This is a genomic window from Janthinobacterium longum, from assembly GCF_051380735.1.
In the GTDB taxonomy this organism is placed as follows: Bacteria; Pseudomonadota; Gammaproteobacteria; order Burkholderiales; family Burkholderiaceae_D; genus Janthinobacterium.
The window spans coordinates 129,242-142,385 of the sequence record NZ_JBNYXQ010000011.1 but is presented as its reverse complement, the minus strand read 5'-3'; the positions used below and the strand labels follow the sequence as shown (position 1 = coordinate 142,385).

The 13,144-nt window shown below is 62.0% G+C and carries 14 protein-coding genes and 1 pseudogene; 5 read left to right on the top strand and 10 right to left on the bottom strand.

All coding sequences use genetic code 11. From position 1 onward, the window contains the following. Positions 1–204: 204 nt before the first annotated feature. Positions 205–1,872, bottom strand: a complete 1,668-nt coding sequence (gene recN, locus ACQ4WM_RS22255; RefSeq protein WP_436548829.1) for a DNA repair protein RecN — start codon at positions 1,870–1,872, stop codon at positions 205–207. Positions 1,873–1,953: 81 nt separating this feature from the next. Further along, complete coding sequence (locus ACQ4WM_RS22250; protein WP_436548835.1) at positions 1,954–2,841, bottom strand: NAD kinase; 888 nt, start codon at positions 2,839–2,841, stop codon at positions 1,954–1,956. A gap of 356 nt (positions 2,842–3,197) precedes the next feature. Here ACQ4WM_RS22250 and ACQ4WM_RS22245 point away from each other — a divergent pair, with 356 nt between their 5' ends. From ACQ4WM_RS22245 to gloA, 4 genes are all read left to right on the top strand, one after another. Then, on the top strand, positions 3,198–3,473 hold the full coding sequence (locus ACQ4WM_RS22245; protein ID WP_436548828.1) for a hypothetical protein: 276 nt from the start codon (positions 3,198–3,200) through the stop codon (positions 3,471–3,473). A 13-nt stretch (positions 3,474–3,486) separates the two neighbouring features. Next, a complete protein-coding gene (locus ACQ4WM_RS22240; RefSeq protein ID WP_436548827.1) occupies positions 3,487–4,815 on the top strand; it encodes a PQQ-dependent sugar dehydrogenase in 1,329 nt (442 codons plus the stop codon). A 92-nt stretch (positions 4,816–4,907) separates the two neighbouring features. Next, positions 4,908–5,330, top strand: coding sequence for an OsmC family protein (locus ACQ4WM_RS22235; protein ID WP_436548826.1), 423 nt, complete (start codon positions 4,908–4,910; stop codon positions 5,328–5,330). A gap of 124 nt (positions 5,331–5,454) precedes the next feature. Further along, complete coding sequence (gene gloA / locus ACQ4WM_RS22230; RefSeq protein ID WP_436548825.1) at positions 5,455–5,862, top strand: lactoylglutathione lyase; 408 nt, start codon at positions 5,455–5,457, stop codon at positions 5,860–5,862. 12 nt (positions 5,863–5,874) lie between these two features. On the opposite strand, the gene ACQ4WM_RS22225 is transcribed toward gloA, so the two are convergent. Continuing rightward, a complete protein-coding gene (locus ACQ4WM_RS22225) occupies positions 5,875–6,780 on the bottom strand; it encodes a LysR family transcriptional regulator (RefSeq protein WP_436548824.1) in 906 nt (301 codons plus the stop codon). A 91-nt stretch (positions 6,781–6,871) separates the two neighbouring features. Here ACQ4WM_RS22225 and ACQ4WM_RS22220 point away from each other — a divergent pair, with 91 nt between their 5' ends. Then, complete coding sequence (locus tag ACQ4WM_RS22220; protein WP_436548823.1) at positions 6,872–7,339, top strand: DMT family transporter; 468 nt, start codon at positions 6,872–6,874, stop codon at positions 7,337–7,339. A 47-nt stretch (positions 7,340–7,386) separates the two neighbouring features. Here ACQ4WM_RS22220 and ACQ4WM_RS22215 read toward each other — a convergent pair whose 3' ends face one another. The 7 genes and pseudogenes from ACQ4WM_RS22215 to ACQ4WM_RS22185 all read right to left on the bottom strand — a co-directional run bounded on the left by ACQ4WM_RS22215 (position 7,387) and on the right by ACQ4WM_RS22185 (position 13,106). After that, positions 7,387–8,727 carry a TolC family outer membrane protein gene (locus ACQ4WM_RS22215; protein ID WP_436548822.1) on the bottom strand — a complete coding sequence of 447 codons (1,341 nt, stop codon included), beginning with the start codon at positions 8,725–8,727 and terminating at the stop codon, positions 7,387–7,389. 143 nt (positions 8,728–8,870) lie between these two features. After that, positions 8,871–9,194, bottom strand: a complete 324-nt coding sequence (locus ACQ4WM_RS22210) for a rhodanese-like domain-containing protein (protein ID WP_436548821.1) — start codon at positions 9,192–9,194, stop codon at positions 8,871–8,873. Positions 9,195–9,209: 15 nt separating this feature from the next. After that, positions 9,210–9,860 (bottom strand): protein-L-isoaspartate O-methyltransferase family protein, encoded by a 651-nt coding sequence (locus ACQ4WM_RS22205; protein ID WP_436548820.1) that lies wholly within the window; start codon positions 9,858–9,860, stop codon positions 9,210–9,212. Positions 9,861–10,025: 165 nt separating this feature from the next. After that, positions 10,026–10,676 carry a TetR/AcrR family transcriptional regulator gene (locus ACQ4WM_RS22200; RefSeq protein WP_436548819.1) on the bottom strand — a complete coding sequence of 217 codons (651 nt, stop codon included), beginning with the start codon at positions 10,674–10,676 and terminating at the stop codon, positions 10,026–10,028. Positions 10,677–10,823: 147 nt separating this feature from the next. Beyond that, a pseudogene (tnpC, locus tag ACQ4WM_RS22195) lies at positions 10,824–12,325 on the bottom strand (IS66 family transposase). 71 nt (positions 12,326–12,396) lie between these two features. Then, on the bottom strand, positions 12,397–12,744 hold the full coding sequence (gene tnpB, locus ACQ4WM_RS22190; protein ID WP_436548818.1) for an IS66 family insertion sequence element accessory protein TnpB: 348 nt from the start codon (positions 12,742–12,744) through the stop codon (positions 12,397–12,399). After that, on the bottom strand, positions 12,741–13,106 hold the full coding sequence (locus tag ACQ4WM_RS22185) for a transposase (RefSeq protein ID WP_436548817.1): 366 nt from the start codon (positions 13,104–13,106) through the stop codon (positions 12,741–12,743). Before ACQ4WM_RS22185 ends, tnpB begins: the two co-directional genes overlap by 4 nt. Positions 13,107–13,144 lie beyond the last annotated feature (38 nt).

The following is a 13,144-nucleotide window of genomic DNA, read 5'->3' as shown; positions in this document are numbered from 1 at the left end:
GTCCGGGGTTCTCCCCCTGACAACTGTTCGGGCTAATAGAATCGGACACGCCGCCGTAGGCTGACCCTCGGGATTTTCTCCCACAGACCCTGCAGGCTGACGTGTCCGTGAATCGTAATTTACACAATTTTCAAGATATAAGACCCTCAATGCCGCTAGCTCAGAGGCTTGCGTTGTCGGCTGCGGGGGTGACCCCGGCTTCGATTACGTCGCGAGCAGTTCTCGGGCATGCTTGCGCGTGGTGGCCGTGATTTCCAGGCCACCGAGCATGCGCGCCACCTCTTCCACCCTGCCCTTGGCATCAAGCATATCGATGCGCGAGGCGGTCTTGCCGTTGTCGAGGGTACCTTTGGCCACCTGGAAATGCTGGTTCGCCTGGCTGGCCACTTGCGGCAAGTGGGTCACGCACAGCACTTGCCGGCCCTGCCCCAGGCGCTTCAGCAGCCGCCCCACCACTTCGGCCACGGCACCGCCGATGCCGCTGTCCACTTCGTCGAAAATCAGCGTTGGCGTGGTGGTGGCGTGCGAGGTGATGACGGAAATGGCCAGCGCGATGCGCGCCAGTTCGCCGCCGGAAGCCACTTTCGCCAGCGGCTTGGGCGCCGTGCCCGCATGGCCGGCGACCAAAAATTCCACTTGCTCCAGGCCATGCGCGGTCGGCTCGCAGGGATTCAGGGCGATATCAAAGCTGCCGCCCGTCATGCTCAGTTCCTGCATGGCGCGCGTGACGGCCAGGCCCAGTTCCAGCGCAGCGGCGCGGCGCGTGGCCGACAAGCGCTGCGCCACTTCGCGGTATTCCGCTTCGATCTTTTCTTCCTGGCGGCGCAAGCCTTCGATATCGCTGGCGTCGGCCAGGTGCTGCAGCTTTTCCGACAGTTTCGCGTGTTCTTCGGGTAATTCTTCTGGCGTGACGCGGAACTTGCGCGCCGTGCTGTGTATCGCTTCCATGCGCGCGTCGAGCTGGTGCAGGCGGTCCGGATCGAGTTCGACCCGGTCCAGGTAGTTGTTCAGCGCATACACGGATTCCTGCAACTGGATGCGCGACGATTCGATCAGATCGACGATGGGTTGCAGTTCGGCATCGACCGACACCAGCTTGCCCAGCTTCTGGTTCAGGGTGGCCAGCTGGGAAATCACCGGGTGTTCTTCCGCTTCGGAAATAATAGACAGCGCTTCCTGCGCGCCTTCAAGCAGGCTTGCAGCGTGCGACAGGCGGCTGTGCTCGTTGGTGATCTCGGTCCATTCGCCGGGCTTGGCAGCCAGCTTTTCCAGTTCCCCCACCTGCCATTCCAGGCGTTCGCGCTCGTACAGCACATTGGCGGCATTGGTTTCGAATTCTTCGCGCTGGCGTACCAGCGCGCGCCAGCGTTTGTGGAGCAGCCCCACCTGGCGCGCGTCCTGTTCCACACCGGCCTCGCGCGCTGTTGCCTGGCCGTCGAGCAGGGCGCGCTGCGCGTCGCTTTTCAGCAGCGACTGATGCGCGTGCTGGCCGTGGATGTCGACCAGCAGGTCGCCCAGCTCGCGCAGTTGCGCAGCGGTGGCGGCGATGCCGTTGATATACGCTTTCGAGCGGCCAGCATTGTCGATTACGCGGCGCATCAGGGCGCCGCCGTCTTCGTTGGCAAATTCATTGGCCACCAGCCAGGCTTGCGCCACTTCGCTGACGGAAAAGTCGGCCGTGATGTCGGCCTTGGCCGCGCCTTCGCGCACCACGCTGGCGTCGCCGCGCCCGCCCAGCGCCAGTGTCAGCGCATCGATCAGGATGGACTTGCCAGCGCCCGTTTCGCCCGTGAGCACGCTGAAGCCGGCAGCAAACTCCAGCTCGATGGTATCGACAATAACAAAATCGCGGATGGACAGTGTATGGAGCATGGCTTCAATGGTTGGGCGGCAATCGGACGGAAGACCGCGGGTTGGCGTAGGTGGCGTGGGTTGGCGTAAAAGTCAATGCGCTTAAACGAGTTTGCCCTCGCCGGACGGATACTCGTTCCAGTGCAGCTTTTCGCGCAGGGTGTTGTAATAGCTCCAGCCTTCGGGATGGAGGAAAGTAATCGTGTGTGGCGAACGGCGTATCAGAATGCGGTCTTGCTGCAGCAGGCTGGCAAAAGTCTGCATGTCGAAATTCACGCTGATATCGCGTCCGCGCACGATTTCCACCACGATCTGGCTCGAATCGGGCAGCACGATGGGCCGGTTCGACAAGGCGTGCGGCGCAATTGGCACCAGCACGATGCCGCCCAGGGTGGGGTGTAGCAGCGGCCCGCCTGCCGACAGCGCATAGGCGGTCGAGCCGGTCGGGGTGGAAATGATCAGCCCGTCCGAGCGCTGGTTGTACATGAAATGGCCGTCGACTTCGACCCGCAGTTCAGCCATGCCGGCACCGGCGCCGCGCGCAACCACCACGTCGTTGACGGCCATGCCGACATGAATTGCATTGCCATCGCGCATGACGCTGCCTTCGAGCAAAGTGCGGCGCTCGGCCTTGAAATTGCCGCGCAAGATATCGGCCAGCACGGGCAGCATGCGGTCGAGGGGTATATCGGTCATGAAACCCAGGCGGCCCTGATTGATGCCGATCAAGGGTACGTCATAGGGCGCCAGCTGGCGGGCTATGCCCAGCATGGTGCCGTCGCCGCCCATGACGATGGCGCAGTCGGCGGCAGCGCCGATCTCGGCGGCCGACATGGCGGCCACGCCGGCCACGTCCAGATGGGCGGCCGTTTCCGCTTCGAACACAACAGTATGACCGAGGCCGCGCAGGAAGCCGATGATGCTGTTGACGGGCTCGGCAATGCCGTCGGTATTCTGGCGAACCACCAGCGCAATGGTCTTGGGCCCCATATTGAAACTGGAACCCGGGGCTGGCGGCGGTGCTGGCGGAAGATCGGCGTGGTGTTCGACGGGCATAAAAATCTCGGCAAATGAATTCGGTGGCAAGTCGCCCCAAGGCTGTCGCGATCAGCACGCCACTACCGCGAAATACTGTATATATTCACAGTATAGTGCGGCAAGGGGCCGGCTGCAAGGGGCGTTCGGTAAGTCGTGCATGCAGTGTAATCGGGATGGACGGCGCAAGGGAGAAGAAAAAATGCGCCCCTGCGTGCGCCAGCGCGCCCTCGGCCGGGAAACGCGCTTGCGTGGTACGCCCGGCACAGGGACACTGGCTGCATGTCATTTCTTTGATTTCAGGAGGCCCTATGGTTACCGAACGCAACAGCGAGCGCAAGATCAATACCGATGAGAAAGTAAAAAACGATGGCATGGACCGCCTGCCGCACGAGCGCGACGAGTCGCCCGATGCGCAGAACGTCAAGCCGCGCGACATCATGAAGCAGGCCGCCAGCGACCTCGAGCAAGGCCTGGTCGATACCGACCTGCGCAACGGGCCCGGCGTGGAAAAGGTCAAGCCGGCCCCACCTGGCCAGGCCAGGCCCGATCCCGATCTGTCGTCCGACGCCATCCGCAAAACCTGACCCGGAGCCTGCCATGCCCTTCCCCACCACGCGCTTGCGCGTTTCCCTGCTTGCAATAGCTGCCGTGACGGCACTTGCCAGCACCGGTACGGCCCTGGCGCAAGCCATGCCGCCCGGCTTCGGCGCCAACCCGACCTTGCCAGCCCCATCGAAACAATTGATCCCGACGGTGCAAGTGGCGCCGGTGGAACGCTGGGCTGGCGACGCCAAACCGACGGTGGCCGCCGGTTTTGCCATCCATGCGCTGGCACGCGACCTCGACCATCCGCGCTGGGTCTACGTGCTGCCGAATGGCGATGTGCTGGTGGCCGAAAGCAATGCCCCGCCCAAGCCCGAAGACAGCAAGGGCATCAAGGGCAAGATCATGAAGATGACCATGAAGAAAGCCGGTGCGGGCACGCCGACAGCCAACCGCATTACTCTGCTGCGCGGCGTCGGCGCGGACGGCGTGGCGCAGACGCGCACGGTGTTCATGCAGGGTCTCAATTCGCCATTCGGCATGGCGCTGGTCGGCAAGGACTTGTATATCGCCAATTCCGATGCACTGGTGCGCGTACCGTACGAAGAAGGCCAGACCGAGATCACGGAAAAACCCGTCAAGGTGATGGACCTGCCAGGCGGCCCCATCAATCACCACTGGACCAAGAACGTGGTGGCCAGCCTTGATGGCAAGTATTTATATGTCTCGGTTGGCTCGAACAGCAATGCGGCCGAGAACGGCATGGGCGCCGAAGAAGGCCGCGCGGCGATCTGGCAGTACGAAATTGCCACTGGCAAGCCGCGCATCTTTGCCAGCGGTTTGCGCAACCCGAACGGCATGGCCTGGCAGCCTAGCAGCAAGGCGCTGTGGACGGCCGTCAATGAACGCGATGAGATCGGCGACGAACTGGTGCCCGACTACATGACGTCCGTCAAGGATGGCGGTTTCTACGGCTGGCCCTACAGTTATTACGGCCAGAACGTGGACAAGCGCGTCAAGCCGCAACGCCCCGAGCTGGTGGCCAAGGCCATCGCACCGGATTATGCACTGGGCGCCCATACGGCCTCGCTGGGCCTGGCGTTTTACGACGGCAAGCTGTTTCCCGAAAGCTATCAAGGCGGCGCCTTTATCGGCCAGCATGGCTCGTGGAACCGCAAGCCGTTCAGTGGCTACAAGGTGATTTTCGTGCCGTTTGCCGATGGCAAGCCGTCCGGTCCACCGCAGGATTTCGTCGCTGGCTTCCTCGACCGCAAGGGCAATGCCCAGGGCCGTCCGGTCGGCGTGGCTGTCGACAAGGAAGGCGCGCTGCTGGTGGCCGACGATGTGGGCAATGTGGTCTGGCGCGTGACCAGCTCGCAATAGGCATGCGGCATGCGCCCTGTGTGACGCAGCGAACGGAACCATGGTGCAGCCTCGCGCATCATGGTTATTTGAACCACACCAAGGAGCACCTCATGAAGAAATCAGGATCAGCCGTCTGGAGTGGCGGTCTCAAGGATGGCAAGGGTTTTATTTCCAGCCAGAGCGGGGCGCTTGAAAATATAGCCTATGGCTTTAACACGCGCTTCGAAGATGGTCCGGGCAGTAATCCCGAAGAACTGATCGGCGCCGCCCATGCAGCCTGCTTCACCATGGCGCTGTCGGGCAAGCTGGGCGAAGCAGGCCTGAAGGCCACGGCCCTGAAAACCACGGCCCAGGTCAGCCTCGACAAGGTCGATGGCGAATACGCGATTACCGCGGTCCACCTGACGCTGGTGGCGACGGTTCCCGGCGCCACCGATGCGGTGTTCCAGGATGCGGCATTGCGCGCCAAGATGGGTTGCCCCGTATCGAAACTGCTGGTGGCCAATATCACGCTTGACGCCACGCTGGAATAAGCCTGCCGGAATGCACCAGGCGCCGTTCACGCTGCCTTGCAATGCGCGGCGGGAGCGGCATTCTGCACAAACCGGATAAAACGCCTAGAATCCTGCCATTCACCACCATTATTCAGGATAACAGATGCGTATTTTGCACACCATGCTGCGGGTCGGCGACCTGCAGCGCTCCATCGATTTCTACACCAAGGTGCTGGGCATGAAGCTGCTGCGCACCAGCGACAACCCGGAATACCAGTACACGCTGGCTTTTGTCGGCTACGGCTCGAACCCCGATCACGCGGAACTGGAGCTGACCTACAACTATGGCACCGCCAGCTATGATCTGGGCACGGCGTATGGGCATATCGCCATCTCGGCAGACGATATCGTCGCCGCCTGCGATGCGGCGCGCAGCAATGGCGGCAACGTCACGCGCGAACCGGGTCCGGTCAAGGGCGGCACCACCGTGATCGCCTTTATTACCGATCCGGACGGCTACAAGATCGAACTGATCGAACGCAAGTTCGACGGCCAGGGCGGCGGACTGTAGCTGTCACTGTCATCAAGCTGGCTGCACTGCGGCGGCAATCGCCGCGCGCAGCCAGGCGATGCCGGCATCGCCTTCGGTGCGCTGATGGCGCACCAGCTCGAAGGCAAATGGCGCAATCACGAATGGCGGCGCCTGCAGTATTAAATCATTGCCTGCACGTGACGGCACGGCGCGCTGCGCCACCGTCAGCACCAGATCTGTTCCCTTCAGTAACGCCGGTGCCACCGTCCAGTGCGGCAAGCGCACGGCGATGCGCCGCGTCTTGCCCAGCTTGGCCAACGCCGCATCGACTTCCCCCGCCATGCCGCCATCGTTGGACGCCACCAGCACATGCGGGCGCGCCAGGTAGGTGTCGAGGTTCAAAGTTTCACCGGGCGCCAGGCTGGCCGGATCCATCGCGCAGATAAAATTTTCCTCGAACAAAATATCACTGTGCAACTGATGCGGCAGTTGCGCGAATACGCCCAGTGCCAGGTCGATCTCGCCATCCTGCAAGGCCGCCAGCATGGCCGGCCGGCTGGCGTAGCTGATGGCAAGATCGATGCCGGGCGCCTCCGTGCGCAAGCGGTGCAGCAAGGCCGGCAAGACCTGTGCCGCGCCGTAGTCCGACATCGCCAGGCGAAACACACGCTGCGTGCTGGCGGCATCGAACACCGCGCCACCCAGCACCGAGCGCACGTTTTGCAAGGCTTCGGCCAGTGGCCGCGCCAGCGCCAGCGCGCGCGCCGTCGGCTGGAAACCACCCTTGCCACGCAGCAGCAGCGGATCGCCGAGCAGATGACGCAGCCGCGCCAGCGCATGGCTGACGGCCGGCTGGCTCATATGCAGGCGCACGGCGGCACGCGACAGATGGCGCTCGTCCAGCAACGCTTCCAGAACCACCAGCAGATTCAGGTCAACAGCCCTTAGATTATTCATATGGTGCATGTTTTGATGACAAAGTGTGAATTGGATTTTAGGTTCACATAATAATACGATACCTCCATCAAGTTGAGAGAGGGAGTTAATCATGCAAGGATGGATCACCTTATTTGCCCCGCTGGCCATGCTGGCCGGCGCCGTCGTGCCGTTCCAGGCCGGCGCCAATGCGGCACTGGGCCGCAACCTGGGCCACCCGCTGTGGGCCACCATGGCGTCGCTCGGCGTCAGCGCCGTGCTCGCATCATTCGTCATGCTGGTGATGCGCGTACCGGCGCCCGAGGTAGCGCTATCGCTGCGTGCGCCGGGCTGGACCTGGCTCGGCGGCGCGGCCGGCGTGTTCTACATCACGGCCGCACTGATGCTGGCGCCGCGCATGGGTTCCGGCCCCTTTATGGCGGCCGTGATCGGCGGCCAGGTGCTTGCCGCGCTGGCCATCGACCGCTACGGGCTGCTGGGCTTTGCCAGCAAGCACATCACGCCACTGCACTGGCTGGGGGCGGCGCTGGTGGTGGCCGGCGTCGTAGTCACGCAAATGGCAGCAAGCCGCGCCGCCTGACGAAAAAAAACCAGCGCAGGCGCTGGTTTTTTGAAGGTCAAATTCCCTTAACGATCAAGCAAGGCGTTAACAGGCACCAGGTCGGTTTCCTTCAGCGTGCCGGCGGCGGCCTTCAGGCGCAAGCCGTTCATGATGGTGTCGTAGCGGGCTTTCGACAGGTCTTTCTGGGTCGAGAACAATTGTTTCTGTGCATTCAAAACGTCGATATTGATGCGCACGCCCACCTGGTAGCCAAGCTGGTTCGATTCCAGTGCCGACTTGCTCGACACTTCAGCCGCTTCCAGCGCTTTTACTTGCGCCATGCCGCTGTTGACACCGAGGAAAGCCTGGCGCGCATTTTGCGAGGCCGAACGGCGCGCCGTTTCCAGGTCGTTGCGGGCCTTGTTTTCCAGTGCAATCGACTCGCGCACCTGGCTGGTGACGGCAAAGCCGCTGAAAATCGGAATGCTCCACTGCACGCCGATGGCATTGTTGTTGTTGCCGCTACCCGAGCCGCCACCGGAGGTATAGGTGTGGCCGGCATTGGCGACCAAGTCCAGCGTCGGATAGTGGCCGGCGCGGTTACGGGCGATATCGCGCTTGGCGGACTCGACGTTGAACTGGGCCGTGACGACGCCGAAGTTCTGCTCTTCAGCCGAGCTGACCCACGGTTCGATGGTGGCCGGCTGCGGCGCGCTGAGCACCACGCCGGCGCGCATCGGCGACAAATTCGCCGGCGCTTCGCCGATAATCGTTTGCAAGGCGCTGCGCTTGTTGGCCAGGTCATTGATGGCGGCAAACTCCTGCGCCACCACCAGATCATACGCAGCCTGCGCTTCATGCGTGTCGGTAATGGTTTGCGTACCGACCTCGAAATTGCGCTTGGCCGACGCCAGCTGCTCGGTGGTCGCCACTTTTTGCGCCTGTGTCGCGCCCAGATTGTCTTGCGCGCTGAGCACGTCGAAATACGCCTGCGCCACACGCGTGATCAGATCTTGTTGCACCTGCGCGAACTGGGCCTCGGCAATCGCTTGCGCCAGCTTGCTTTGCTGGTAGGTTTGCCAGCGGTCCCAGCGGAACAGCGGCTGGGCCAGGGTCAGGTTATACGTGTTGGTGCGCACGTTAACCGATGGCGAGGTGATCTTGTTGCCGCCCGGGTTTTGCGTGATCAGTTCGTTATCGCCACGCGTATTGCTGCCCGAGGCGGACACCTGCGGCAGCAAGCCGGCCAGGCCCTGCGGCACCCTCTCCATCCCTGCCGACAGCGCCGCGCGCGCGCTGGCATACTGCGCGTCATTGGCCAGCGCCTGCTGGTAGACCTGGATGAGATCGGCCGCCTGTGCTTGCAGCGAGCATGTCATCGAGACAAAGGCGCTGGTCATCAGTACGGCGATAAGGGGTTTCCGCATTGCATTTCTCCGTGGGAGTCGTCAAAAGTTGATGGATACAAGAATCGGGTGCTGCCTGCCTGCCGGCCCTCCGGGGAAGACGGGTGCAGGCCTCCTCGGGCCTGCGCACTGCACGGGCCCGGGATTGCGTCTACAAGAACTACTTAATATTTTGCCATGCTGGCGTCGACCTGCAGCGCCCAGGCGTGCATGCCGCCCGTCAGATTACTGACCTTGCCAAACCCATTGCGCTCCAAAAAGGCCGCTACCTGCATGCTGCGCGCGCCGTGATGGCAGATGCAGACGATCTCGGCTTCTTCATCGAGGTCGTCGATGCGCGCCGGGATCGAGTTCATCGGCATCAAGGTGGCGTCGTCCAAACGGCACAGCTCGAATTCCCACGGTTCGCGTACGTCGAGCAGCACGGGGCGCGGACGGGAAGGATCAGCCAGCCAGGCGGCCAGCTGCGGTGCGCTCAGGATCTCCATCAATTCCTCGCCGCTTCAGAACTGGAAGTGCGACGGCGGCACGGCTTGCAACTGCGCCACGCTGGTTTCAAATACCTTGCGCGTGTCGTAGGCTTTGTCGGAAGTGCGCGTGATCAGGTGCGCCGACATGATCGGGGCTTCACCGATAATGGCCAGGATACGGCCACCCACCTTGACCTGTTGCAAAATCGCCTCAGGCAGCACCGGCAGCGCGCCGGAAATGACGATCACATCGTACGGCGCACCCGTGCTCCAACCCTGCGCGCCATCGCCCAGGGTCACGGTGACATTGGTCACGCCATTGGCAGCCAGGGTCTTTTCGGCTTGCTCCTTGACTTGCGGCTGGATCTCCACGCTCAGCACATGACGCGCCTTGTGCGCCAGCAAGGCGGCCATATAGCCACTGCCGGTACCGATTTCCAGGACGTTTTCGTGCTTTTTGACGGCAACTTCCTGCAAGATGCGTGCTTCGAGCTTGGGCGTGAACATGCTTTCGCCACCACCCAGTGGAATTTCGGTATCGATAAAGGCCAGGTTCTTGTAGGCAGCCGGGACGAAATCTTCACGCTTGACCACATTCAACAGCTCCAGCACGTCGATATCCAATACGTCCCAGGGACGGATTTGCTGTTCGATCATATTGAAGCGGGCTTGTTCGATATTCATCTTTGGACTCGGTAAGTGAAGTAATAATCCGCCATTTTATCGTTGAACTGGCTGAAAGCACATGTTAACCATAAAGAGGGGCGTTGGAGGAAATTTGCGACGATCTGCAGATTTGGGGGGGTGAACCTTGCAAAGGCGTAACTGAACGGTAACATTGCCTGTGGCTCAAGCGCTCACGGGTGGCGTCACCTGCAGTCCGCGCAAGCTCATGTCGATAAAGGTATTGAGGTAGGCGATGGGATCGATGTCATTCACATCACACGGCAGGAAGGAATGCGTCCACATCATCAGCATGTTCATCGGCGCACACAGGATGGTGCTGACCAGCACCGGATCGACCGGGCGAAACTCGCCGCGCTGTATGCCGCGCTCAACCAGACTGGCAATCAGGGCATTGCCGCGCTGCACCACTTCTTCATTGTAAAACTGCGCCAGCTCGGGAAAATTGTTGGTTTCCGCCATCATCAGCTTGGTCAGCCCGCCCAGCTTGGTGGCGCCGAACTCTTCCCACCACTGCATCATCAGGCTGTGCAACAGCTCGCCGCTGCTGGCGGCCGACGCGGCCATGCTGTTTTCCGCCTCGCCGATCGAATCCACGATATTGTCGCGCACCACCGCCTTGAACAGCTCCTGCTTGTTTTCAAAGTACAGGTACAAAGTACCTTTCGACACGCCGGCCCGCTTGGCCACGTCTTCCAGCCGCGTCGAAGCAAAGCCCCGTTCGACAAACAGGTCCAGCGCGGCGGCCAGCAATTCCTGCGGTCGCGCATCCTTGCGCCGCTCCCAGCGCGGCTTGCTATCCATCGGGACTTCCATATGCGATTCCGGGTAACTTACTTTTGAGTCATTAATATTAGACTTGTATACAGGCAAGGTCAAGAGTAAGCGTAAAGCCAGCGCCGTCTTGAGCCGGATGTTAATTTGCTAGATGATGGCCTCACACTGCTGGGAAGCGGCGTATTGTTAAGCAGAGGGGAGCTGCGCGGCGCAGTTCCAGGGCAGGAAGGCGTCAACCCGGTTGACCGGATGGTCGGCGATGTTGGCCAACACATGGCGCAGCCAGGCTTCGGGGTCGACACCATTGAGCTTGGCGCTGCCGATCAGCGAGTAGATCGCCGCAGCCCGTTCCCGCCACTGTCCGCGCCGGCGAACAGGTAATTACGCCGGCCGATGGCGATACCGCGTAGCGCCCGTTCGGCGGCCGAGTTGTCGATCTCGATGGCGCCGTTGTCGCAGTAGCGCGTCAGCGCCGGCCACAGGTTTAGCGCATACAGGATCGCCGCCGCCGTGTCCGACTTGCGCGACAGCTTTTCCAGAGACGTGCGCAACCAGCGCTCCAGGTCATCGAGCAAAGGGCATACTTCTGTCTGCCGCACTGACTTACGCTGGTCCGGCGGTTTGCCACGGATTGCGGCTTCGATCATATACAGCTCGGCGATCCGGCGCAGCGCTTCGGTGGTCAGCGGCGATGGCCGTGCGGCATGCAAGTCGTGGAACTTGCGCCGTGCGTGCGCCCAGCAGGCTGCCTCGTGGATATCGCCGTTTTCGTACAGCGCGTTGAAGCCGGCGTAGGCATCGGCTTGCAGCACGCCCTTGAACTGGGCCAGGTGGCTTTGCGGATGGATACCTTTGCGATCAGGCGAGTAGGCAAACCACACTGCCGGAGGCGTGTTGTCGCCAGCTGGCCGATCATCACGCACATAGGTCCACAGGCGCCCGGTTTTGGTTTTGCCGTTGCCAGGCGCGAGTACGGGTACCGGCGTGTCATCAGCATGCAGTTTGCTGCCGGCCAGTACGTGTTGACGAATGGCCTCGACCAGCGGGCGCAGCAGCGCGCTGGCAGCGCCGACCCAGCTGGCCAGCAGGGCCCGTTCCAGCTCGACACCTTCGCGTGCGTAGATCACCGACTGCCGGTACAACGGCAGGTGATCCGCGAACTTGGCCACCAGCACATGCGCCAGCAGGCCGGGACCGGCGATACCGCGCGCAATCGGCCGGCTTGGGGCCGGCGCCTGCACGATGGCGTCGCAGCAGCCGCAGGCTAGTTTCGGGCGCACGTGACGGATCACGCGGAAGCTCGCTGGCACGAACTCGAGTTGCTCGGCCACGTCCTCGCCCAGTTGATGCAGCTTGCCGCCGCAAGACGGACAGGCCTCATCGGTAGGTAGATAGCGCTGCACATCACGCGGCAGATGCTCGGGCAAAGGCTTGCGTGTCGCCCGTTTGCGCGGCGCCTGGTCTACTGCCGGCATTTCCCGTTTGGCCTCGGCGTCATCGGCCTGCAAGTCTTCGAGCTGCAACTCCAGTTGTTCGATCTGGTGGTCGAGTTTTTCGGACTTGCGGCCAAACTGCATGCGCCGCAGCTTGGCAATTTGCAATTTCAGATGTTCGATCTCGGCGGCGCGGGTATTCAACTGCGCTTTCAAGCCCGCCACTTCGACCTCGCGTGCCCACAGCAATGCCATCAGGGCATCGATGTCGTTGGGCAGGTCGGCAGGGTTGAGCATGGGCCGAGTTTACGCGAGGTTCGTGACGTTTACAAGGCCGCTGTCGGGCGCCAGGTGCGCTCTGGCCGACGCCAGTCTATGCCTTCAAGCAGCATCGATAGCTGTGCCTGCGTCAGGGCGACACTGCCATCAGCGGCCTGCAGCCAGACGAAGCGGCCGCGCTCAAGCCGCTTGGACAGCAGGCACAGGCCATCACCACTCCACCACAGCACCTTGAGCATGTCGCCGCGCCGCCCCCGAAACACGAACACGTGGCCGCTGAACGGATCTTCGGCCAGCGCCGCTTGCACCTTGACAGCCAGCCCGTTCATGCCGGCACGCATGTCAGTGACGCCGGCTGCCAGCCATATCCTGGTACCTGCTGGCAAGCCGATCATGGCAGCAGTGTCAGCGTCGCTGCGTCCACCTGGCCCTCCAGACGCAGCTGGACATGGCCCATGCTGAGCACGATCACGCCGGGGACGGTGCTGGCGACCGCTGCGCTGGCAGGCGCAGTGTCGAGCACTGTGACGGCCACCAGCTGGCTTGGCGCATTGCCGCCAGCAAGCGCCTGGTCACCGAAACGCTTGCGCCAACTGAACAACTGATTGGTGTTGATCTTGAGTTCGCGGGCGATCAGCGCGACGGAGGCGCCATCGACTTGCGTACGTGCCACAGCGGCACGCTTGAATTCATCGCTGTGACGGCGATATGGCCCGCGTTTCGCCTTGGGTGTAACTGGTTGAATTATTGTGTCCATAAATAAATTTGTGGACACAACCAATTTGTGTCCCAAAT

Bases quoted from the DNA above. Each gene is read 5' to 3' on its own strand.
- ACQ4WM_RS22250 (WP_436548835.1), bottom strand. From the start codon at position 2,841: ATGGGGCCCAAGACCATTGCGCTGGTGGTTCGCCAGAATACCGACGGC.
- ACQ4WM_RS22220 (WP_436548823.1), top strand. From the start codon at position 6,872: ATGCAAGGATGGATCACCTTATTTGCCCCGCTGGCCATGCTGGCCGGC.
- ACQ4WM_RS22210 (WP_436548821.1), bottom strand. From the start codon at position 9,194: ATGGAGATCCTGAGCGCACCGCAGCTGGCCGCCTGGCTGGCTGATCCT.
- ACQ4WM_RS22185 (WP_436548817.1), bottom strand. From the start codon at position 13,106: ATGGACACAATAATTCAACCAGTTACACCCAAGGCGAAACGCGGGCCA.
- ACQ4WM_RS22200 (WP_436548819.1), bottom strand. From the start codon at position 10,676: ATGGAAGTCCCGATGGATAGCAAGCCGCGCTGGGAGCGGCGCAAGGAT.
- ACQ4WM_RS22235 (WP_436548826.1), top strand. From the start codon at position 4,908: ATGAAGAAATCAGGATCAGCCGTCTGGAGTGGCGGTCTCAAGGATGGC.
- ACQ4WM_RS22245 (WP_436548828.1), top strand. From the start codon at position 3,198: ATGGTTACCGAACGCAACAGCGAGCGCAAGATCAATACCGATGAGAAA.
- tnpB (WP_436548818.1), bottom strand. From the start codon at position 12,744: ATGATCGGCTTGCCAGCAGGTACCAGGATATGGCTGGCAGCCGGCGTC.
- ACQ4WM_RS22240 (WP_436548827.1), top strand. From the start codon at position 3,487: ATGCCCTTCCCCACCACGCGCTTGCGCGTTTCCCTGCTTGCAATAGCT.
- ACQ4WM_RS22215 (WP_436548822.1), bottom strand. From the start codon at position 8,727: ATGCGGAAACCCCTTATCGCCGTACTGATGACCAGCGCCTTTGTCTCG.
- ACQ4WM_RS22225 (WP_436548824.1), bottom strand. From the start codon at position 6,780: ATGAATAATCTAAGGGCTGTTGACCTGAATCTGCTGGTGGTTCTGGAA.
- recN (WP_436548829.1), bottom strand. From the start codon at position 1,872: ATGCTCCATACACTGTCCATCCGCGATTTTGTTATTGTCGATACCATC.
- gloA (WP_436548825.1), top strand. From the start codon at position 5,455: ATGCGTATTTTGCACACCATGCTGCGGGTCGGCGACCTGCAGCGCTCC.
- ACQ4WM_RS22205 (WP_436548820.1), bottom strand. From the start codon at position 9,860: ATGAATATCGAACAAGCCCGCTTCAATATGATCGAACAGCAAATCCGT.